19 protein-coding genes are annotated in these 20,901 nt (G+C 62.6%); 14 read left to right on the top strand and 5 right to left on the bottom strand.

The window, feature by feature from the left end; all coding sequences use genetic code 11:
• Window positions 1-123: 123 nt before the first annotated feature.
• The 14 genes from PARACOCCUSGL_RS0102620 (at window position 124) to PARACOCCUSGL_RS0102555 (ending at window position 16,615) form a co-directional block, all read left to right on the top strand.
• Entirely contained in the window at window positions 124-1,161 is a 1,038-nt protein-coding gene (locus PARACOCCUSGL_RS0102620) for an NAD(P)-dependent alcohol dehydrogenase (protein WP_010392755.1), read from the top strand.
• Window positions 1,162-1,165: 4 nt separating this feature from the next.
• Complete coding sequence (xylB, locus tag PARACOCCUSGL_RS0102615; protein WP_010392752.1) at window positions 1,166-2,623, top strand: xylulokinase; 1,458 nt, start codon at window positions 1,166-1,168, stop codon at window positions 2,621-2,623.
• A 253-nt stretch (window positions 2,624-2,876) separates the two neighbouring features.
• On the top strand, window positions 2,877-3,761 hold the full coding sequence (locus PARACOCCUSGL_RS0102610) for an AraC family transcriptional regulator (RefSeq protein ID WP_010392749.1): 885 nt from the start codon (window positions 2,877-2,879) through the stop codon (window positions 3,759-3,761).
• Window positions 3,762-3,860: 99 nt separating this feature from the next.
• Window positions 3,861-4,766: an ABC transporter substrate-binding protein gene (locus tag PARACOCCUSGL_RS0102605; protein WP_010392747.1), complete on the top strand. Its 906-nt coding sequence runs from the start codon at window positions 3,861-3,863 to the stop codon at window positions 4,764-4,766.
• Between the two features lie 70 nt (window positions 4,767-4,836).
• Entirely contained in the window at window positions 4,837-6,339 is a 1,503-nt protein-coding gene (locus PARACOCCUSGL_RS0102600) for a sugar ABC transporter ATP-binding protein (RefSeq protein ID WP_010392745.1), read from the top strand.
• Window positions 6,329-7,306, top strand: coding sequence for an ABC transporter permease (locus PARACOCCUSGL_RS0102595; RefSeq protein WP_010392743.1), 978 nt, complete (start codon window positions 6,329-6,331; stop codon window positions 7,304-7,306). The genes PARACOCCUSGL_RS0102600 and PARACOCCUSGL_RS0102595 overlap by 11 nt, the downstream gene beginning before the upstream one ends.
• Window positions 7,307-7,342: 36 nt before the next feature.
• Window positions 7,343-8,074, top strand: a complete 732-nt coding sequence (locus PARACOCCUSGL_RS0102590) for an SDR family oxidoreductase (RefSeq protein ID WP_010392741.1) — start codon at window positions 7,343-7,345, stop codon at window positions 8,072-8,074.
• Between the two features lie 29 nt (window positions 8,075-8,103).
• Window positions 8,104-9,726, top strand: a complete 1,623-nt coding sequence (locus PARACOCCUSGL_RS0102585; protein WP_010392738.1) for an FGGY-family carbohydrate kinase — start codon at window positions 8,104-8,106, stop codon at window positions 9,724-9,726.
• Window positions 9,727-9,740: 14 nt separating this feature from the next.
• Window positions 9,741-10,466: an SDR family oxidoreductase gene (locus tag PARACOCCUSGL_RS0102580; RefSeq protein WP_010392737.1), complete on the top strand. Its 726-nt coding sequence runs from the start codon at window positions 9,741-9,743 to the stop codon at window positions 10,464-10,466.
• Window positions 10,467-10,869: 403 nt separating this feature from the next.
• On the top strand, window positions 10,870-11,976 hold the full coding sequence (locus tag PARACOCCUSGL_RS0102575) for an ABC transporter ATP-binding protein (protein WP_040601657.1): 1,107 nt from the start codon (window positions 10,870-10,872) through the stop codon (window positions 11,974-11,976).
• Window positions 11,977-12,008: 32 nt separating this feature from the next.
• Window positions 12,009-13,091 (top strand): ABC transporter substrate-binding protein, encoded by a 1,083-nt coding sequence (locus PARACOCCUSGL_RS0102570; RefSeq protein WP_029371378.1) that lies wholly within the window; start codon window positions 12,009-12,011, stop codon window positions 13,089-13,091.
• A 107-nt stretch (window positions 13,092-13,198) separates the two neighbouring features.
• Window positions 13,199-14,281: an ABC transporter substrate-binding protein gene (locus tag PARACOCCUSGL_RS0102565; protein WP_029371376.1), complete on the top strand. Its 1,083-nt coding sequence runs from the start codon at window positions 13,199-13,201 to the stop codon at window positions 14,279-14,281.
• Between the two features lie 73 nt (window positions 14,282-14,354).
• Entirely contained in the window at window positions 14,355-15,656 is a 1,302-nt protein-coding gene (locus PARACOCCUSGL_RS0102560; RefSeq protein ID WP_010392728.1) for an ABC transporter permease, read from the top strand.
• Window positions 15,657-15,661: 5 nt separating this feature from the next.
• The gene (locus PARACOCCUSGL_RS0102555) at window positions 15,662-16,615 is read left to right on the top strand and encodes an ABC transporter permease (RefSeq protein ID WP_029371373.1); all 954 of its coding nucleotides are present in this window, start codon (window positions 15,662-15,664) and stop codon (window positions 16,613-16,615) included.
• A gap of 35 nt (window positions 16,616-16,650) precedes the next feature.
• Here PARACOCCUSGL_RS0102555 and PARACOCCUSGL_RS0102550 read toward each other — a convergent pair whose 3' ends face one another.
• From PARACOCCUSGL_RS0102550 to tmk, 5 genes are read right to left on the bottom strand one after another with little or no spacing between them, the layout of a single operon-like run.
• Complete coding sequence (locus PARACOCCUSGL_RS0102550; protein WP_010392725.1) at window positions 16,651-17,595, bottom strand: AEC family transporter; 945 nt, start codon at window positions 17,593-17,595, stop codon at window positions 16,651-16,653.
• The gene (locus tag PARACOCCUSGL_RS0102545; protein ID WP_010392723.1) at window positions 17,592-18,392 is read right to left on the bottom strand and encodes an MBL fold metallo-hydrolase; all 801 of its coding nucleotides are present in this window, start codon (window positions 18,390-18,392) and stop codon (window positions 17,592-17,594) included. Before PARACOCCUSGL_RS0102545 ends, PARACOCCUSGL_RS0102550 begins: the two co-directional genes overlap by 4 nt.
• Window positions 18,389-19,186: a TatD family hydrolase gene (locus tag PARACOCCUSGL_RS0102540; protein WP_010392721.1), complete on the bottom strand. Its 798-nt coding sequence runs from the start codon at window positions 19,184-19,186 to the stop codon at window positions 18,389-18,391. The genes PARACOCCUSGL_RS0102545 and PARACOCCUSGL_RS0102540 overlap by 4 nt, the downstream gene beginning before the upstream one ends.
• 11 nt (window positions 19,187-19,197) lie before the next feature.
• Entirely contained in the window at window positions 19,198-20,295 is a 1,098-nt protein-coding gene (locus tag PARACOCCUSGL_RS0102535; protein WP_010392719.1) for a DNA polymerase III subunit delta', read from the bottom strand.
• Complete coding sequence (gene tmk, locus PARACOCCUSGL_RS0102530; protein WP_010392716.1) at window positions 20,292-20,891, bottom strand: dTMP kinase; 600 nt, start codon at window positions 20,889-20,891, stop codon at window positions 20,292-20,294. The genes PARACOCCUSGL_RS0102535 and tmk overlap by 4 nt, the downstream gene beginning before the upstream one ends.
• Window positions 20,892-20,901 lie beyond the last annotated feature (10 nt).

Raw genomic sequence — 20,901 nt, 5'->3', positions numbered from 1 at the left:
TTATTCCCGCAACGGGCAAAAGCTCGTGTGGGATGCGGGTTTCTGTTTACATGCGCCCCGACTCGCCGCCAAAGACGCGAGTTGAAAGCGCCCGGTGAGGCGCTGCCATCAGGAGGACGGGCGATGAAAGCATTGGTGCTAGAGGAAAAGGGCAAGCTGTCGCTGCGGGATTTTGACATCCCCGGTACGCTCGGGCCCAGGGATGTGCGGATCAAGACGCATACGGTCGGGATCTGCGGCTCGGACGTGCATTACTATACCCATGGCAAGATCGGCCATTTCGTCGTCAATGCGCCCATGGTTCTGGGGCATGAAGCCTCGGGCACGGTGATCGGGGTCGGGGCCGAGGTCACCCATCTTAAGGCCGGCGACCGCGTCTGCATGGAGCCGGGGATCCCCGATCCGACCTCGCGGGCATCAAAGCTTGGGATCTATAACGTTGATCCGGCCGTGACCTTCTGGGCGACGCCGCCGATCCATGGCTGCCTGACGCCCGAGGTGATCCATCCTGCTGCCTTTACCTACAAGCTGCCCGACTCGGTCAGTTTTGCCGAGGGTGCGATGGTCGAACCTTTTGCTATCGGCATGCAGGCGGCCCTGCGGGCGCGTATCCAGCCGGGCGACGTGGCGGTGGTCACTGGCGCCGGTCCCATCGGGATGATGGTGGCGCTGGCGGCGCTGGCTGGGGGGTGCGCACGGGTGGTTGTCGCCGATCTCGCGCAGCCCAAGCTGGACATTATCGGTGCCTATGACGGTATCGAATGCGTCAACATCCGCAATCGTCCCCTGGTCGAGGCGGTGGCCGAGGTGACTGATGGCTGGGGCGCTGACATCGTCTTTGAATGCTCTGGCGCGGCTCCGGCGATCCTTGGCCTGCCTGCGCTGGCGCGGCCGGGTGGGGCGATCGTGCTGGTGGGCATGCCCGTCGATCCGGTCCCGGTAGATATCGTCGGTCTGCAGGCGAAAGAGCTGCGGATCGAGACCGTTTTCCGCTATGCCAATGTCTATGACCGGGCGATTGCGCTGATCGCCTCGGGCAAGGTGGATCTCAAGCCGCTGATCTCGGCCACGCTGCCGTTCGAAGACAGCATTGCCGCCTTTGATCGTGCGGTCGAGGCGCGCGAGACCGATGTTAAGCTACAGATCGTGATGCCGGAGTAAGGCCATGTATCTTGGACTGGACCTCGGCACTTCGGGCATCAAGGCGATGCTGGTCGATGAGACCTTTGCCCCTGTGGGTGTCGCCCATGCCGCACTGACCGTCAGCCGTCCCCATGCGGGCTGGTCCGAACAGGCCCCAGCCGACTGGATCGCCGGGGCAGAGGCGGCGATTGCCACGCTGTTGCGGGATCATCCGCAGGAAATGGCCCGCCTGCAGGCCATTGGCCTGTCGGGCCATATGCATGGGGCTGTGCTGCTTGATGCTGCGGATCAGGTGCTGCGGCCCTGTATCCTGTGGAACGATGGCCGCTCGGGCCGACAATGCGCCGAACTGACCGGGCGCGCAGATTTCCACGGCATCGCCGGCAATCTGGTGATGGCGGGCTTTACTGCGCCGAAACTGCTGTGGGTCGCGCAAAATGAACCCGAGGTGTTCGAGCGCACGGCCAAGGTTCTGCTGCCCAAGGATTACCTGCGGCTGTGGCTGACGGGCGAACATGTGGCCGAAATGTCGGATGCCGCAGGCACGCTGTGGCTGGATGTCGGCAAGCGCGACTGGTCGGATGCTTTGCTGACGGCCACCGGGCTTACGCGCGCGCATATGCCTGCGCTTGTCGAGGGCAGCGATGTCTCGGGCCACCTGCGCGCCGACCTGGCCGAGCGCTGGGGCATCGCGCGTGTCCCTGTGGCGGGTGGTGGTGGCGACAACGCGGCCACGGCCTGCGGTATGGGGGTGATGACGCCGGGTACGGGCTTTCTGTCGCTGGGAACCTCGGGTGTGCTTTTCGCTGCGACCGAGGCTTATGCGCCGAACACTGCCGACGCCGTGCATACCTTCTGTCACGCCGTGCCGCAGACCTGGCATCAGATGGGGGTGATCCTGTCCGCGACCGACAGCATGACCTGGCTGTCCGAGATCACGGGCAAGACTGTCCCCGGACTTGCCGCGCTGGTGACCGAGGTGAAAGAGCCGTCGCCCGTCACGTTCCTGCCTTACCTTTCGGGTGAGCGTACGCCCCTGAACGATCCCGACGCGACCGGCGCCTTCCTTGGTCTGCGCCGCGCTACGGGCCTTGCCGATCTGGCGCAAGCGGCGATGGAGGGCGTGGCCATGGCCTTTGCCGATTGCGTCCATGCTTTGCGCAAGGCCGGCACTTCGATCGAGGCGGCCTATGCGGTTGGCGGCGGCGCGCGTTCGCAGGCCTGGCTGAGGATCATGGCCTCGGCGACCGGGCTGACGCTGCTTGAGCCGGAGGACGGCGATTTTGGTGCTGCCTTTGGTGCGGCAAAACTGGCGGCGTCATGCGCGACTGGCGACACCTCCGAACGTATCTTTGCCAAACCTGCTGTGCGTGCTGAAATCAGACCCGATGCCGGATTGGCGCAGGCCTATGCGAAAAAGTATGAGATGTATCATACTGCTTGGCCGTGTTTGCGGGATCTGACCGCGCCCGCTTCCTGACCACCGGGCGGGGGTAGTTTTCAGGAAAGCAGGCCCATGTCGCTGCATTGCGGCATGGGTCTCTTTTGCGTCGTGGGAACAGCGTGACGTGATGGAACTTGAAGGATTATTCAATTTCTACGCAGATACTGGCAAAAAAGTATCGGTATTTTCTTGCCTCTGATGTGGAGATGCGCGGGTTGTGAAGCCTATGTTTGCTGAACGTTCGCGGCTGCCGGTCAGGGGAATCGCAGCTCGCAAGGGGGGAAGGTGAATGCAACCCGATCTGGAACTGGTCCATATCCGCAAAGGCGAATCCTTCGCCGCGTGGATGCATGGCTATCCGTTCCGCACGGTGCGCTGGCACTACCACCCCGAATATGAAATTCACCTCGTCGTCGCCACGTCGGGTACGTTTTATATCGGCGACCATGTGGGCAGTTTTCAGCCCGGCCAGCTGATCATGACGGGGCCGAACCTGCCGCAGAACTGGATCAGCGACATCGCGCCGGGCGAGGCTGTGCCGCTGCGCTCGCTGGTCATCCAGTTCCCCGAGGCTTTTATCGAGGGGGCAAGCGCCTCTATGGCCGAGATGGAGGCGCTGCGTCCGCTGCTGGATCGCTCGCGTCGTGGCCTGCTGTTTGATGACGAGACCAGCGCCCGTGTCCGTCCGCTGATGGAACGGCTGGTCGAGGCACAGGGGCTGCGCCGTCTGGCGCTGTTCTGGGAAATCCTTGATCACCTTGCCAACGCGCCGGAATATGAGGTGCTGGCAAGCCTCAGCTTTGAGCTGGATCTGACGCGCATCAGTGACGGCGGCATCAATCGGGCGCTGTCCTATCTGCGCGAACATCTGACCGAGCAGATCGAAGAGGCCGGGCTGGCCGAGATGGTCGGCCAAAGCCAGAGCGCCTTTTCCCGTGCGTTCAAGCGCCATACCGGCACGACGCTGGTGCGCTATCGCAATCAGCTGCGTATCGATCTGGCTTGCCAGATGCTGCTGACCGTCCCCGAAATCAAGGTGGCCGAGATTTGCTATGAGGTCGGGTTTTCGAACCTGTCGAACTTTAACCGGCATTTCCTTAAGCTGAAGGGAATGTCGCCCTCGCAGTTCCGCGCGACTTTTGCGGCCCAGAAGGCAATGGTCATGGCGGACTGACACAAACCGATATCGCGGAATTCACCAATTCGGGCGGCGCGGCGCCGTCCGGAGACGCGCAGGCTTTGCCTGCTTTCATTCAGATGGGAGGGAACCCTGATGAGATCCAAACTTCTTACCGCTTCGGCTGCGCTTGCGCTGCTGGCAGCCCCGGCGCTGGCTCAGGACAAGCTGAAAATCGGCATGACCTTCCAGGAGCTGAACAACCCCTACTTCGTCTCGATGCAAGAGGCACTGAAAGAGGCGGCCGCCAGCCTGGGCGCCGAGGTGGTCGTGACCGACGCGGGCCATGACGTCGCCAAGCAGATCTCGGATGTCGAGGACATGCTGCAGCAAAATATCGACATCCTGCTGCTGAACCCCACGGACAGCGCCGGGATCGAGGCCGCGGTGCATGCCGCCAAGGCTGCCGGTGTGACCGTCGTTGCGGTCGATGCGAATGCGAACGGCCCGGTCGACACCTTTGTCGGCTCGAAAAACCGTGATGCGGGCTACATGTCCTGCAAATACCTGGGCGAAACCCTTGAAGGCAAAGGCGAGGTCGCGATCCTTGACGGTATCCCGGTCGTGCCGATCCTGCAGCGCGTCGAGGGCTGCAAGGCCGCGCTGGAAGAGTTCCCGGAAATCAAGCTGGTCGATACGCAGAACGGCCGTCAGGACCGCTCGGTCGCACTGGGTGTGGTCGAGAACATGATCCAGTCGCATCCGAACCTGGCCGGTATCTTTTCGGTGAACGACGGCGGCGCGATGGGTGCTCTGGCTGCGATCCAGGGTTCGGGCAAGGATATCAAGCTGGTGTCGGTCGATGGCGCGCCCGAAGCGATCAAGGCAATCACCGAAGGCGGCCCGTTCATCGAAACCACTGCCCAGTTCCCGCGCGATCAGGTGCGCGTCGGCCTGGCCTTGGCACTGGCCCAGAAATGGGGCGCTCGTGTCGTGCCGAAAGAAGTCCCGATTGATGTTATGGTCGTGGACAAGGAAAACGCGGCTGACTTCAGCTGGTAAGGGTTCCTCCCCGCGCCCGCCCTCGCATCATGCGGGGGCGGGAGTTTTCCCAGCCATTCAGGAGGGCATCATGCTGGAACTGAAGGGAATCCGCAAAAGCTTTGGCAAGATCGAGGTCCTTCACGGCGTCGATCTGGATGTCCGCGCGGGCGAAGTTCATGCCCTTCTGGGCGAGAACGGCGCGGGCAAGTCCACGCTGATGAAGATCCTTTGCGGCATCATCCAGCCCAGCGAGGGCAAGATTCTCATCAACGGGGCTGAACGCCATTTTGCCGATTACGATCAGGCCATCGCTGCCGGGATCGGTATCGTGTTTCAGGAATTCAGTCTGATCCCGTGGCTGGACGCGGTCGAAAACATGTTTCTGGCGCGCGAGATCCGCAACCGCTTTGGCATGTTGAACCGCAAGGCCATGCACAGGCGCGCGGCCGAGATCATGCGCCAGCTTGCGGTTGATGTGCCGCTGGATGTGCCGGTGCATCGCCTGTCGGTGGCCGAGCAGCAATTTGTAGAAATCGCCAAGGCGCTGTCGCTCAATGCCCGGATTCTGGTGCTGGACGAGCCGACCGCGACCCTGACACCCTCTGAGGTCGAGCACCTTTTCAAGGTGATGCGCGAACTGCGCAAACAGGGCGTGGCGATCATCTTTATCTCGCATCACCTCGAAGAAATCTTCGAGATTTGTGACCGTATCACCGTCTTGCGCGACGGCGAATTCGTCGGCTCATGTGCGGTGTCCGGGGTCGATAACGACCGGCTGGTCGAAATGATGGTCGGCCGCCGGATCGAGAATAATTTCCCGGCCAAGGTGCCGGTGCCGTCCCCGGCCCCCGTGGTTATCGACGTTGAGGAGCTGCAACTGAAAAAAGGCGGGCCCGTCTCGCGCTTTCAGCTTCGCAAGGGCGAGATACTGGGGTTTGCCGGGCTGGTCGGTTCGGGTCGTACGGAAACCGTGCTTGCCATGCTGGGCGCCGGGCCAGTGCAGCGTTGCCGGCTGCGCCTGAACGGGACGCAGAAACGCTTTCGCGGCCCTGATGAGGCGCTGGCAGCTGGCATCGGCCTGTTGCCCGAAAGCCGCAAAGAACAGGGGCTGATCACCAGCTTTTCCATCCTGCAAAACGTTTCGCTGAACAATTACGGCAAATATCGCAAGAACCACTGGTTCATCGACCTGAAGAAAGAGCTGGCTGCGACCGGGACCGCCATGGCGCAGGTGCGTGTCAAGGCGCAGGGTCCGCATGCCCGCGTTGACACGCTGTCGGGCGGGAACCAGCAAAAGGTCGTCATTGCCCGCTGGCTGAACCACGACATGCAGGTTTTGATCTTTGACGAGCCGACGCGCGGTATCGACGTCGGCGCCAAGGCCGAGATCTATGCCCTGATGCGCGAATTCACCCAAAAGGGCGGCTCGATCATCATGATCTCATCCGAACTGCCCGAAGTGATCGGCATGTCCGACCGGGTCTGCGTGTTCCGCTCGGGCGGGCTCGTCGCCACGGTCGAGGGCGACCAGATCGAATCCGAAACCATCATGACCCATGCTACGACCGGGAGAGTTGAACATGTCGCATGACGCAAGCACCGGCGCGGCCGGCAAAACCGGCGGCCTGACGCTTGGCCGCCTGCTGCAATCGCCTCTGGCGCTGCCGCTGATCGGGCTGATCGTCGTCTCGATCCTGATGGGGCTGGCCAGCGACAACTTCTTTACCCTCAACAACATCCTCAACGTGCTGCGGCAGGTGTCGGTGGTCGGCATCCTTGCAGTCGGCATGACCTTTGTGATCCTGACCGGCGGGATCGACCTGTCGGTCGGCGCGGTCATGGCGCTGGTCGGCACGCTGAGCGCGGGGATGATGGTGAACATGGGTGTCCCCGCCGCTGCGGCGCTGGCGCTGGGGCTGCTGATCGGCCTTGGCATCGGGCTGGCCAACGGGGTGCTGGTCGCATGGGGCCGGATGCCGGCGATCATCGTGACCCTTGCCACCATGGGCATGGCGCGCGGCCTTGGCCTGATCTACTCGGGCGGCTATCCGATCAGTGGTATCCCCAGCTGGATTTCGTGGTTCGGCGTTGGCCGCATCGGCATCATCCCGGTGCCGGTTGTGATCATGGTGGCGATTTATGCCGTCGCTTGGGTGCTTTTGCAGCGGACCGCCTTTGGCCGCCACGTCTATGCCCTTGGCGGGAACGAGAACGCGGCGCGGCTTTCGGGCGTCAAGACCCAGCGCGTCAAGCTGGCGGTCTATGGCATCTCGGGCCTGACTTCGGCGCTGGCCGCGGTGATCCTGACCGGCCGTCTGATGAGCGGCCAGCCCAACGCAGGCGTGGGGTTCGAACTGGACGCCATCGCTGCCGTGGTTCTGGGCGGCACCGCGATTGCGGGCGGGCGCGGGCTGATCCTTGGCACGCTGATCGGGGCGGTGCTGCTTGGCATCCTGAACAACGGTCTGAACCTTATGGGCATCAACCCCTATCTGCAGGATGTCATTAAGGGCGCGATCATCCTGCTGGCCATCTATATCGGGCGCGAATGGCGCTGAGCCACGCCCAACGAATTGATAAGACAGGAGAACGGAATGTCTGAATCTCTGGACGGGAAAATTGCCGTCATCACTGGCGCAGCTTCGGGGATCGGCCTTGCCACCACTCAGCGCCTGCTGGACCGGGGCGCCACCGTGGTCATGGTGGACTGGAACGAGGCGGCGCTGAACGAGCTCGCTTCCAAACTGGGCGACCGGGTCATCACTCAGGTCACGAACCTGATTGATGAGAAAAGCTGCAATGCCATGATCCCCGAGATTCTGGCAAAGGTCGGACACATCGACATCCTTTACTGCAACGCCGGGACCTATATCGGCGGCGATCTGACCGAGACGACGCCCGAGGCGATCGACCGTATGCTGAACCTCAACGTCAATGCGGTGATGAAGAACGTTCACGCCGTGGTGCCGCATATGACCCAGCGCAAGACCGGCGATATCGTCGTCACCTGCTCGATCGCAGGCCATTTCCCGACCTGGTGGGAGCCGGTCTATTCCGGCTCGAAATGGGCGATCACCAGCTTTGTGCAGGGCATGCGGCGCCAGATGATCCCGCATGGTGTGCGGGTCATGCAGGTCTCGCCCGGGCCGGTGGTTTCGGCGCTGCTTGCCGACTGGCCCGAGGAAAACCTGCGCAAGGCCAAAGAGACGGGCAGTCTGATCGACCCCGAAGAGGTCGCCGATGCGGTCGAATACATGCTGACCCGCAAACGCACCGTGACCATCCGCGACATGCTGGTGCTGCCCACCAACTTTGATCGCGTCTGACCCGCAGGACCCGGAACAGGGGAGGCATCATGGACCAGTATCTGATCGGTATCGACGTCGGCACAGGATCGGCGCGGGCTGGTGTGTTTGACCGCAAGGGCAATCTGATCGCCACAGCCCGCCGCCAGATCGAGATGCACCGCGAACGCGGTATCATCGCCGAACAGTCCAGCGAGCAGGTCTGGCGCGCGGTCTGCGACTCTGTCCGGGAAAGCGTGACCCGTGCCGGGATCGACCCGGCGCAGGTCACGGGCATCGGTTTCGATGCCACCTGCTCTCTGGTCGTGCGGGGTGATGGTGAGGCGACGCTGCCCGTCGGCGATCCCGTCCACCCTGAGCGTGACATCATCGTCTGGATGGACCATCGCGCCGTCGAACAGGCCGAGCGTATCAACGCCCAGGGCCATGAGGTGCTGAAATATGTCGGCACCCGCATCTCGCCCGAGATGGAGACGCCCAAGCTTTTGTGGCTGCGCGAGAACCGTCCCGAGGTATATGCCGCTGCGGCGCATTTCTTTGATCTTACCGATTTTCTGACCTGGAAAGCGACCGGCGCGCTTGAGCGTTCGGCCTGCACGGTGACCTGCAAATGGACCTATCTTGCCCACGAGGGTCGCTGGGACGCGGATTATTTCCGCCAGATCGGACTTGAGGATCTGGCGGAACAGGGATTTGCCCGTATCGGGGCGCGTGTCGTCGACCCGGGCACCCCGCTTGGTCACGGTCTGACCAAGGCCGCTGCAAGCGCCATGGGGCTGCGCCCGGGGACCGCGGTGGCGGCAGGGCTTATCGACGCCCATGCCGGAGGGGTCGGCACGGTTGCCGCCGGGGGGGATGCGACGACATGCCTTGGCTATGTCTTTGGTACCTCATCCTGCACCATGACGACGACGCGAGAGCCGGCCTTTGTGCCGGGGGTCTGGGGACCCTATTACTCGGCCATGGTGCCCGGCATGTGGCTGAACGAAGGTGGGCAATCTGCCGCCGGTGCCGCCATCGACCAGCTGGTGCAATTGCATCCGGCCACGGGTGAGGCGTCTGCGCTGGCCGAGGCGGCGGGCAAGTCCTTGCCGCAGTGGCTGGCGGACCGGGCGCTTGAACTTGCGGGCTCGGCCGCCGACGCGGTGCGCCTTGCCGATGAGCTGCATGTTGTACCCGAGTTCCTGGGCAACCGTGCGCCCTTTGCTGACCCCCATGCCCGCGCCGTCATTATGGGGCAGGGGATGGAGACCGGCCCGGATTCGCTGGCCGCGCTTTACGTCGCCGGCATTTGCGGCCTTGGCTACGGATTGCGCCAGATCATCGAGACCCAGGCCGCCCATGGCGCGCCGGTCGAAACGATCAGCGTCAGCGGTGGTGCGGGTGCGCATCCATTGACGCGGCAGCTTCTGGCTGATGCGACCATGCTGCCGGTCGAGGTGACCGAATGCGCCGAGCCGGTGCTGCTTGGCTCGGCCATGCTTGGGGCGGTGGCGGCGGGTGTCTACCCCGATCTGCATACCGCAATGCCTGCCATGTCGCGTGTCGCCACGCGCTGCGTTCCTGACCCGGCCACCCGCGCGCGGCAAGAGGCGCGCTATGCCGCCTTTCTGGCGCTGCAATCCGTGGCGCGGCAGATCCGCTCGTCGATGGCGGCCCTGCCATCCAACTGAATATGTGAGGAAACATGCAATTCTCGGGCAAGACCGTCATCATCACCGGTGCGGGCAAGGGCATCGGCCGCGCCTGCGCCCAGCTCATGGCCCAGCGTGGGGCCAAGGTCGTGGCGTTAAGCCGGACCCAATCCGATCTCGACAGCCTGCGCGATGAATTCGGTGCGCATGGCATCCGCGTCGATCTGGCCGATCCGGCCGCTGCACGTGCCGCGATGGCCGAGGCCGGGACCGCCGACTATCTGATCAACAGCGCCGGTATCAACGTGCTGGAAAGCGTGCTCGACATGACCGAGGCCGGATATGAGGCGGTTTTGGGCATCAACCTGCGCGCGGCGCTGATCTGCTGTCAGGAATTCGCCCGCGCCCGGGTTGCTGCGGGTGGAGGTGGCGCAATCGTCAATATCACCTCGATCGCTGGTCATCGCGGTTTTCAGGACCACTTGTGTTATGCAGCCTCGAAGGCCGGGCTTGAGGGGGCGACCCGTGTGCTGGCCAAGGAACTGGGACCGCATGGCATCCGCGTGAATGCGGTTGCGCCGACCATCACCCTGACCGAACTGGCGGCTGAGGCCTGGTCGGACCCGGCGAAAAGCCAGCCGATGATGGTGCGTCACTCGCTGAACCGCTTTGCCGAGGCCGAAGAGGTCGCGCAGGCCATCGCGCTGCTGCTGTCCTCGGACAGCAGCATGGTGTCGGGCGCGGTGCTGCCCGTGGATGGCGGCTTTCTGGCGGTCTGAAAAATCGCGCGGCAAGGCGGGTTGGTACCGGCTTGCGCCATCAGCATTTTCCCGATTCCCGCGGGTGGCTGCCGAGTGATAAACGAGTGTCGGCGCATCCCAAGCGCATGCCAGGCAGGGCATGACGGGGATGCGCCTTTTTTGTTTTCGATGGCTGCTGGCGGGGGATTTTCTTCGCCCCGTAACGGCTTGGACAGTCAAGATATGCCCACGCCGGTTGCCATAGCGAAGCTGCGGTTTTGCTGAAAAGAGGCACATGCCAGGCAAACGGGCAGCGGCGCGGGGCGCGGCCCGGACGGGGTATGCCGCCCCCATCCCTTATCTACAAGTCGGTTGCATTCTGCGAGGGCCGCCGATTAGTGTCAGGAAACAGAACGAACAAGCAAGGGAACAGGGAGCCCGCATGGTGACTGCGCAGCCCGGCAACGACGCATTCGTCGTTTTTGACCACGTCCAAAAAAGCTATGATGGTCAAACACTTGTCGTAAAGGATCTGAACCTGACCATCGGCAAGGGCGAGTTCCTGACGATGCTCGGCCCCTCGGGTTCGGGCAAGACCACCTGTCTGATGATGCTGGCTGGCTTTGAGACGGCGACGCATGGCGAAATCCGGCTTGATGGCAAAAATATCAACGATGTGCCCCCGCATAAGCGTGGCATCGGCATGGTGTTTCAGAACTACGCGCTTTTCCCCCACATGACGGTGGGAGAGAATCTGTCCTTTCCGCTGGAAGTGCGCGGCATGACCAAGAGCGAGCGCGAATCGCGCATCGCCCGCGCCCTCGACATGGTTCAGATGGGCCAGTTCAAGAACCGTCGCCCGGCCCAGCTTTCAGGCGGGCAGCAGCAGCGTATCGCCCTGGCGCGGGCGCTGGTCTTTGACCCCAAGCTGGTGCTTATGGACGAACCGCTCGGTGCGCTCGACAAGCAGCTGCGCGAGCATATGCAGTTCGAGATCAAGGCACTGCATGACCGTCTGGGCATTACGGTGGTCTATGTCACCCATGATCAGGGCGAGGCGCTGACCATGTCGGACCGTATCGCGGTCTTTAACGACGGCCGTATCCAGCAGCTTGCCCCGCCCGCCGTGCTTTATGAGCAGCCCGAAAACAGCTTTGTCGCCGGTTTTATCGGCGAAAACAATGCGCTGCGCGGCAAGATTGAGCAGCTTCAGGACGATAAGGCGCTGGTGCGGCTGGGCAATGGCGACCTGATCGACGCCACCGCCGTCAACATCCGCGAGACCGGGCAAGAGACCACCGTTTCGATCCGCCCGGAACGGGTCGAATTCAAGCCCGAGCTGATGCCCGCCGGTGCCCATACGCTTGAGGCGCATGTCGTGGACGTGATCTATATGGGCGACATCCTGCGCGCGCGCCTCAAGGTGGCGGGGCAGGACGATTTCGTCATGAAATACCGCAATACCCTTGGCCAGGTGAAGCTGACACCCGGCCAGACGATCCGGATCGGCTGGCATCCCGAAGACGCCCGCGCCCTCGATCCGGTCTGAGTGTGCATCCAGCAAGGAACCACGGAGTTATGATGAAACGCACGTTGATACTGACTTCTGCGCTGATCGCCGTCGCTGCCTCTGCTCAGGCGCAGGACAAGCAGCTGAACCTGCTGTCCTGGGGTGGAGCTTATGGCAACAGCCATGTCCAGGCTTACGTGAAGCCCTTCGAGGCCAAGACCGGCATCAAGGTCGCGGTTTCGGACGCGGACAACCCTGCCACGCCCATCAAGGGCCAGGTCGAGGCTGGTAACGTCACCATCGACGTCGCCTCGGTCGAATATGCCGATGCCGTGCGCCTGTGCGACGAGGGCCTGCTGGAAGAGATCGATTCATCGATCCTGACCGCGGCGGGCGATGGCACTGCCGCTGCCGATGACTTTATCGAAGGCGCGATCACCGACTGTTTCGTCGGCACGGACGTCTATTCGATGATCCTGGCCTATGACGACAGCAAGTTCTCGGACGCGAAACCGGCTGGCCCTGCCGATTTCTTTGACACGGCCAAGTTCCCCGGCAAGCGCACCATGCGCAAGGGTGCCAAGTTCAACCTTGAGCTTGCGCTGATGGCCGATGGCGTCGCCCCCGATCAGGTCTATGAGGTGCTTGGCACCCCCGAAGGCGTGGACCGTGCCTTTGCCAAGCTGGAAACCATCAAGAACGACGTGATCTGGTGGGAAGCCGGCGCCCAGCCTCCGCAGCTTTTGGCGGATGGCGAGGTGACGATGGCCTTTGCTTTCAACGGCCGGATCTTTGACGCTGCACAGAAAGAGGGCAAACCCTTCAAGATCGTCTGGAACGGCCAGATCTATGAGATGGAGGGCTGGGTCGTGCCGAAAGGCGCCCCGAATATCGAGGCGGCCAAGGAATTCATCGCCTTCTCGACCGCGCCTGAACAGCAGGCCCGTGCGGCCGAGTTCATCAGCTACGGTCCGCCGCGCAAATCGGCCGCTGCGCTGGTCGGCAATATCGAAGGTACCGACGTTCCGATGGGGCCGAACCTGCCGACCTTTGCTGACAACATGACCGAGGCGCTGGCCTCGAATCTTGATTTCTGGGTCGATCACGACGCCGAACTGCAAGAGCGTTTCAACGCCTGGCTTGCGGCGAACTGACGCCCCTTTGATCGCCGGCCGCGGCGGGTTTCTCGCCGTGGTCATCCAAAAGCCCGAAACGGGCGCAAGAACGGCCACAAGAGCCGCAAAACCAACGGGAGTAGAACATGAGAACCAGATTGATCCTGACCACGGCCCTTTGTGGCCTGGGTCTTGCGGCTCAGGCTCAGAACCAGGAAGTCAACGTCGTGTCCTGGGGCGGAGCTTATGAAAAGTCGCAGGTCCAGGCCTATAACATGCCCTTTGCCGAAAAGACCGGCATCAAGGTAAACATGATGGCTGCCGACAACCCCGCGACGCCGCTCAAGGCCCAGGTCGAGGCCGGAAATGTCACCGGCGACGTCTTTGACATCGAGGTTTCGGACGCGATCCGCCTGTGCGACGAAGGCGCGCTGGTCGAGATTGACCCCGCCACGCTGCCGCCCGCGCCCGATGGCACCCCGGCCGAACAGGACTTTATCCCCGGCGCGTTGCGCGAATGTGCGGTGGCCAACATCTTTTGGGGCACGCCTATCGCCTTTGACACTACCAAGTTCAGCGGTGAAAAGCCCTCGACGGCAGCGGATTTCTTTGACACCGCGAAATTCCCCGGCAAACGCGGCCTGCCCAAGAACCCCAAGCGCACGCTTTATCTGGCGCTGATCGCTGACGGCGTCGCCCCCGACCAGATATATGAGGCGCTTGGCACGCCCGAGGGCGTGGATCGTGCCTTTGCCAAGCTCGACACCATCAAAAAAGATGTGGTCTGGTGGGAGGCAGGCGCCCAGCCGGTCCAGCTTTTGGCCGATGGCGAGGTGGTGATGACCACTGGCTATAACGGCCGCTTCTTTGACGCCATGGTGGGCGAGGGCAAGCCCTTCGAGATCATCTGGGACGGGCAATACATGGATATGGACATGTTCGCCATTCCCAAGGGCTCACCCAACCCCGAGGCGGCGCTGGAATATCTGAAATTCGCCACCTCGACCGAACAGCTCGCCAATCAGGCGAAATACATTGCCTATGGGCCGTCGCGCAAAAGCTCGGCGGCACTGGTCGGTCTGTATGAGGATGGCAAGACCGAGATGGGTCCGCATATGCCGACCAACGAAGAGCATATGAAGACCGCCGTCATGGACGACCCGGAGTTCTGGGCCGATCATGGTGCCGAACTGACCGAAAGGTTCAACAGCTGGCTTGCCGCCAACTGATCGCATCGCTTTCTGCGGCCCGGCTGGTCCGGGCCGCAGTCCAAGACCAAGGAACGCCTGACGAAGGATTGAGATGGCCAAAGCCCTTGACCCCCATGCCGCCATCGTGACCGAGGCCGCCGGCCCTGACGAAGGCGGCACCTTAAGGACCGCAGACGGTCGACCGCTGAAACAGGCGCTTGTGCGCAGTTCACGGCGCGCACGCCGGCGGGCCTTTCTGCTTGTTCTGCCGCTTTTGCTGTTCATTCTGATCACCTTTGTGGTGCCGATTGGGCAGATGTTGCAACGTTCGGTCAAGAATGACGGCTTTTCGGCCAATATGCCCAGTCTCAGCGCGTGGTTTCACGAAAACCCGCGCGGCACCGAGCCTGACGATGCGGCTTGGGCGGCGCTGGCAGGGGATCTGCAGGCGGCGGCCAAGGCGCGTACCATCGGCGTGGTCGGCACCCGTATCAACTATGATATGCCCGGCACGCGTTCGCTGTTCACCTCGGCAGGGCGCAAGGCCCGTTCGGGTATCGAGCCGCCCTACAAAGAGGCCATCCTTGAGATGGACCAGAAATGGGGCGATCCGAAACTATGGTCAGTGATGCGCGAGGCATCCTCGCCCTATACCTCGAATTTCTATCTGGCGGCGGTAGACCGCACCCGTGACGAACAGGGCGATATCGTCTCGGCTCCGGCGCAACAGCAGATCTATGTCAAACTGTTCATGCGCACCTTTTGGCTGTCGCTGGTCATCACCTTCATGACCTTCCTGCTGGGCTTTCCGATCGCGCATCTGCTGGCCACCCTGCCGATGCGCAGATCAAACCTGCTGATGATCCTGGTGCTTTTGCCCTTCTGGACCTCGCTGCTGGTCCGGACGACCGCGTGGATGGTGCTGTTGCAGCAGCAAGGCGTGGTCAATGATGTCCTTGTCTGGCTGGGGGTGATCGGCAACAGCCAGCGGCTACAGATGATCTTTAACCAGACGGGCACCATTATTGCGATGACGCATATCCTGCTGCCCTTCATGATCCTGCCGCTTTATTCGGTGATGCGGACCATCAACCCCTCTTACGTCCGCGCGGCCCGCAGCCTTGGTGCAACCAGCTGGACTGCATTCCGCCGGATCTATTTCCCGCAGACCCTGCCGGGGCTGGGGGCGGGGGCGTTGCTCGTCTTTATCCTTGCGGTCGGCTATTACATCACGCCGGCGCTGGTTGGCGGATCGTCGGGTCAGCTGATCTCGAACATGATCGCCATGCATATGACGCAGACGCTGAACTGGTCGATGGCTGCGGCCCTTGCCGCGCTGCTGCTGGCCGGAGTGCTGGTGCTTTACTGGGTCTATGACCGTCTTGTCGGCATCGACAATCTGAAGCTTGGGTGATCGCGATGGCTCTTCCTACCTATGCCTCTCCGCTGGAAAAAATCTGGCATTACGCATATCTGGTGATCTGCGCGGCGATCTTTTTCTTTCTGATCGCGCCGATCGTGGTGGTGATCCCGCTATCGTTCAACGCCGAGCCCTATTTCACCTTTACTGACAAGATGTTGTCCTTTGACCCCGACGGCTATTCGCTGCGCTGGTATGACAGCCTCTTGACCTTTGGCATGGCGCGACCCGATGCGCCGCGCGACCTCAGCTGGTGGGCGGATGCCTGGCACAATGCCAAATGGGTGAATGCGGCGAAAAGCTCGATCATCATCGGCGTATTCTCGACGCTGATCGCCACTGTCCTGGGGACGCTGGCCGCGCTGGGTCTGTCACGGCCCGAGATGCCCTGGCGGCGTGCGATCATGGCGATCCTGATCTCGCCCATGATCGTGCCGATCATCATTACCGCGACGGGGATGTTCTTCTTTTACTCGAACCCCTGCGAACCTCTGAGCTGGCTTGGACTGAACCCGGAATGCGGACGGCTGGCCGGGACATATCTGGGCGTGATCCTGGCCCATGCGACGCTGGGGATTCCCTTTGTCATCATTACCGTGACCGCGACGCTGATCGGTTTTGACCAGTCGCTGAACCGTGCGGCGGCAAGTCTTGGCGCCAACCCGCGTACGACGTTCTTTCGCATCACCATGCCGCTTATCCTGCCGGGCGTGATCTCGGGGGCACTATTTGCCTTTGTCACCTCGTTTGACGAGGTTGTGGCGGTCCTGTTCATCGCTGGTCCGGATCAGCAGACCATCCCGCGCCAGATGTGGAACGGTATTCGCGAACAGATTTCGCCTGCGATCCTTGCGGTAGCAACGCTGCTGGTGATTTTTTCGATCGCGCTATTGACCACGGTCGAGCTGTTGCGACGCCGGTCCGAGCGGCTGCGCGGTCTGACCCCGCGGTAAAGATAAGCGCCGCCCCAAGGGGCGGCGTTTTCATATCAGGGCAGGGCGCCCAGCCAGAACCACACAGTCAGGATCGACAACCCCGTCGCTACCAGCACCGCCGAGGCTGACACGCGTTTCGCCACCCCGTAAAGCGCAGCAAAAAGATAGGCGTTGACCCCGGGCGGCATTGCTGCGGTAACGACGGCCGAACGCATCTCGGCGATGCTGAGGGCAAAGAGCTTGCCCAGTCCAAAAGTCACTGCCGGGTGCAACAGGAGTGAGCCAAAGCAGCACAGCGCAATCGCCCGCATCTCGCCTTCGGGGCGGTAGCGGTAAAGAATACCCCCCAGTCCAAAGAGGGCGGCGGGCAGGGCGGCACTGGACATCATCGTGACCGCGGCCCAGAAACCGTCGGGCATGACCAGTCCGGCAAGGCCCATCAGGTTCATGGCAAAGCCGCACAGAATGCCGATCACCAAAGGCGTGTGCAAAACCCCCGACAGTGCGCGTAGCGCCACCCGGCCCAGAGGCAGGTTCTGGCCCTGTGCACGGGCGAACTCCATCGCCGTGATGCCAAACGTGTAAAGCAGCGGCGAATGGATCGAGATGATGGTAAAGTTGCCCACCAGCGCCTCGGCCCCATAGGCGCGCTCGGTGATCGGCACGCCAAGCAGCAGCGAGTTTGAAAACAGGCAGACAAAGCCGATGGCGATGGCGTCCTCGACCGGGCGCTTCAGCCAATAGCGCGCCAGCGCAACGCCCAGCAGAAAGGACAGGATCGCGCCACAGTAAAAAGCCAAAAGCAGCAGCGGGTTGTAATTCGCCCCCAGATCCAGCCTGGCGATGGCTGAAAACAGCAGCACCGGCAGGGCAAAGTTCTGGGCAAAGCGCATCACGCCATCGACCGCCACCTCGGTCAGCCATTTGCGCCAGCAGACCAGATAGCCAAAGCCGACGACCAGAAAGACCGGCAGGATGACGTCGAAAAGCGCGGTCATGTCAGTTCGATCTGCATCCCATCATAAGCGGGGACCACGTTATCAGGGGTCTCGGCCATGACCGCGTCATAATCCAGGTCGATGTGCATATTGGTCACCACACCTTGCACACAGCCCGAACGGGCCAGCCATTCCAGCGTCAGCGCCAGATGGGCATGGCTTGGATGCGGCGTGCGGCGCAGCGCATCGCAGATAAAGACCTCGCACCCCTTGATGACCGACCAGGCCTCTTCGGGGATCGACAGCACATCGGGCAGATAGATAAGGCTTTGTCCGTTGCCGCCGATACGAAAGCCAAGCGCGTCGATATCACCGTGATTGACCGTAAAAGGCGTGACCTCAATCGGGCCGCCAGCGCCTTGGACGGCAAAGGGGCCGCGGATCGGGTAAAGGTCGCAGATCGGCGGATAAGAGGATCCCAAAGGCGTCTCGAACGCATAACCAAACCGGGTTTTCAAAGCCTCGGTCGTCTGTGCATCCGCCCAGACCGGCAAGCGACTGCCGATGTTAAATACGATCTGACGCAGGTCGTCGATCCCATGGGTATGATCGGCATGGGCGTGGGTATAGGCGACGGCGTCAAGCTCGGCCACGCCGGCATCAAGCAGTTGCGGCACCAGATCGGGGCCCGTGTCGATCAACAGCCGGGTGGCGCCGTCCTGGCCAACACGCTCGACCAGCAGCGAGCAGCGCCGCCGCCGGTTGCGCGGATTATCCGGGTTGCACTCGCCCCAGCGATTGCCCAGCCGCGGCACCCCGCCCGAGGAACCGCAGCCAAGGATCGTGGCCCGGATCATGCCACGGCCTTGCTGAACAGCCGCTCGAAGTTCTGTGAGGTAAGGCGTGCGAACTCTGCCTCGGTCATGCCCAGAAGGTCGGCCCCGACCTTTGCGGTGTGGACGACATAGGCCGGCTCATTGCGCTTGCCGCGATAGGGTGGGGGGGCGAGGTAAGGCGCGTCAGTCTCAACCAGGATACGGTCCTGAGGCGCGGCGGCGAAAATCTCGCGGATCCCGGTCGAGCGCGGAAAAGCCGCGATCCCTGACATGGACAGGTAAAAGCCGATCTCCAGCGCCGCACGGGCCAGTTCCGGCCCGCTGGTATAGCAATGCATGACGCCGGTAAACGCGCCGGTACGGTACTCTTCGGTCAGGATGCGTGCCATATCTTCATCGGCATCACGCGAGTGGATGATCAGTGGCAGGCCGGTACGGCGTGCAGCCTCGATGTGGATGCGCAGGCTTTCAGCCTGAACGGCGGCGCTGTCGGCGGTATAGTGATAATCCAGTCCAGTCTCGCCAATGCCGACGAATTTCGGATGTGCGGAAAGCGCCACCAGTTCATCAACCGTGACCAGCGGCTCTTCGGCGGCATACATCGGGTGGATGCCGGCTGCGTAAAATACGCCGGGATAGGCCTCGGCGATGGCGCGCACGGCCGGCTCTTTGTACATCCGGGTGCAGATCGTGACCATGCGGATCACGCCAGCGGCCTGGGCGCGTGCAATCAGATCGGCCTGTTCGCCGTCAAAGTCGGGGAAATCCAGGTGGCAATGGCTGTCCACCAGGAGGGGAAGGTCAGGTTCGGACATGGCAGATTCCGTCAGACGGCGGGCTGGTTGGCAAGCCCGATCAGCATATCCAACACCAGCGCGGAAGGGTCAAGGTTGACCGACCTGCCGGCCCGGGCGCGGGCAGAGAGTTCGGCCTGTGCGCCCGCCCAAAGCCGGGCCGCCACAGGATCGGGCGAGATGCGGCGCAGGACCTCGGTCTCACCCTTGGCTGCCTCGGGCAGAGGTGCGCCCAGCAGGCCAGCTCGTGCCGCCCGGGTCAGGAAACGGTCAAGCAGGGTGACCACCAGATCAAAGGGATCGCCCTCGGCCCCCGCGCGGCCTGCTGCCAGTTCGGCAAGCGCTGCGGCAGCGCGGCGGTCCATGCGCGGGTAATCAGCAAAAAGTCCGACGATGCGCTGATAGACCTCTAGCCCATCTTGACCCGCCAGCCGCAGCGCCTCGCCAATCGAACCGCCTGACAGGGCCGACAGCTGTGCCGCGTCGTGGTCAAGGCCCAGATCCTGTAAAACCTGCCCCATATCCTCGGGGTTGAGCGGATGCAGCCGCAGTTCGCGGCAACGTGAGCGGATGGTCGGCAAAAGCCGCGCCGGCTGATGCGCGATAAGCAGCAGGGTCGAATCCTGCGGCGGCTCTTCCAGCAGCTTTAACAGCGCATTGGCTGCGGCCTGATTCATCTCATCCGCCGCATCGATGATGGCGACGCGATGGCCGCCTTCGGCCGCGCTCAGGTGGAAAAAGCTCTGCAAACGGCGGATCTCATCCACGGTGATTTCTGCCCGCAGGCGCTGGGTTTTCTCATCAACCGGGCGGCGGACAAGAAGCAGGCGCGGCTCGGATAGGGCGCGGATGCGCCGGATAATCGGGTCCTCGGGGTGGGTGGACAGGTCCGGGGTGTCAGCGCCGCTCAGCAACCATTTGGCGACATTCCAGGCAAGGGTGGCTTTGCCCGTTCCCCTGGGGCCTGAGATCAGCCAGGCATGATGCAGCCGTTGGGCCCGGGCAGCGGCGATGAAGTCGGCAATCGCAGCATCCTGCCCAATGACGCGGGTGGCCTCACGCGGGTGGGGTGCGCCGGGTACGCGATCCGGTTCGGGAAGCGCTTCGTCGCTGGCGGCGGGTCTGCTCATGTCAGTGCCGCAAGAACGCGGGTGGCAACCTCATCCTCGCTGCCGCTGCCATCTATGACGCGGATACGTTCGGGCGCCTCGGCGGCAAGGGTCAGGAAACCCTCTCGCAGCTTTTTCTGAAAGGTCAGGCCAAAGGTTTCAAACCGGTCCTCGGGGCCGCCGCGCGCTTGCCCACGTGTCAAGGAAACCTCGGGGTCGATGTCGATGATAAAAGTCAGGTCTGGCTCGATGCCGATGGTCAGCCGGTGCAGCTCTTCGACAAGTTGGCGCAGATCGGCCCGCACGAGTCCCTGATAGACACGGGTGGAATCGGCAAAGCGGTCGGTAATAACCCAAGCGCCGCGGGCGCGCGCCGGGCGGATCAGCCGTTCCACATGGTCTCGGCGTGCGGCGGTAAAGAGCAAAAGCTCGGTTTCAGGGGACCAGCGTTCGCCGCGGCCCTCGACCAGCAGACGGCGGATTTCCTCGGCGCCCTCACTGCCACCGGGTTCGCGGGTCAACACCACCTCGGTGGCGCGCGCCGCCAAAGTCTGGGCAAGCCGCCGCGCCTGCGTCGATTTCCCTGATCCGTCTATGCCCTCGAAACTGATGAACATGCTTGGGGAG

Origin of the sequence: Paracoccus sp. TRP (assembly GCF_000185925.1) — a bacterium.
Lineage (GTDB): Bacteria > Pseudomonadota > Alphaproteobacteria > Rhodobacterales > Rhodobacteraceae > Paracoccus > Paracoccus kondratievae.
Note: the sequence above shows the minus strand (reverse complement) of the source record. Positions and strands in the feature narration are given on the sequence as shown.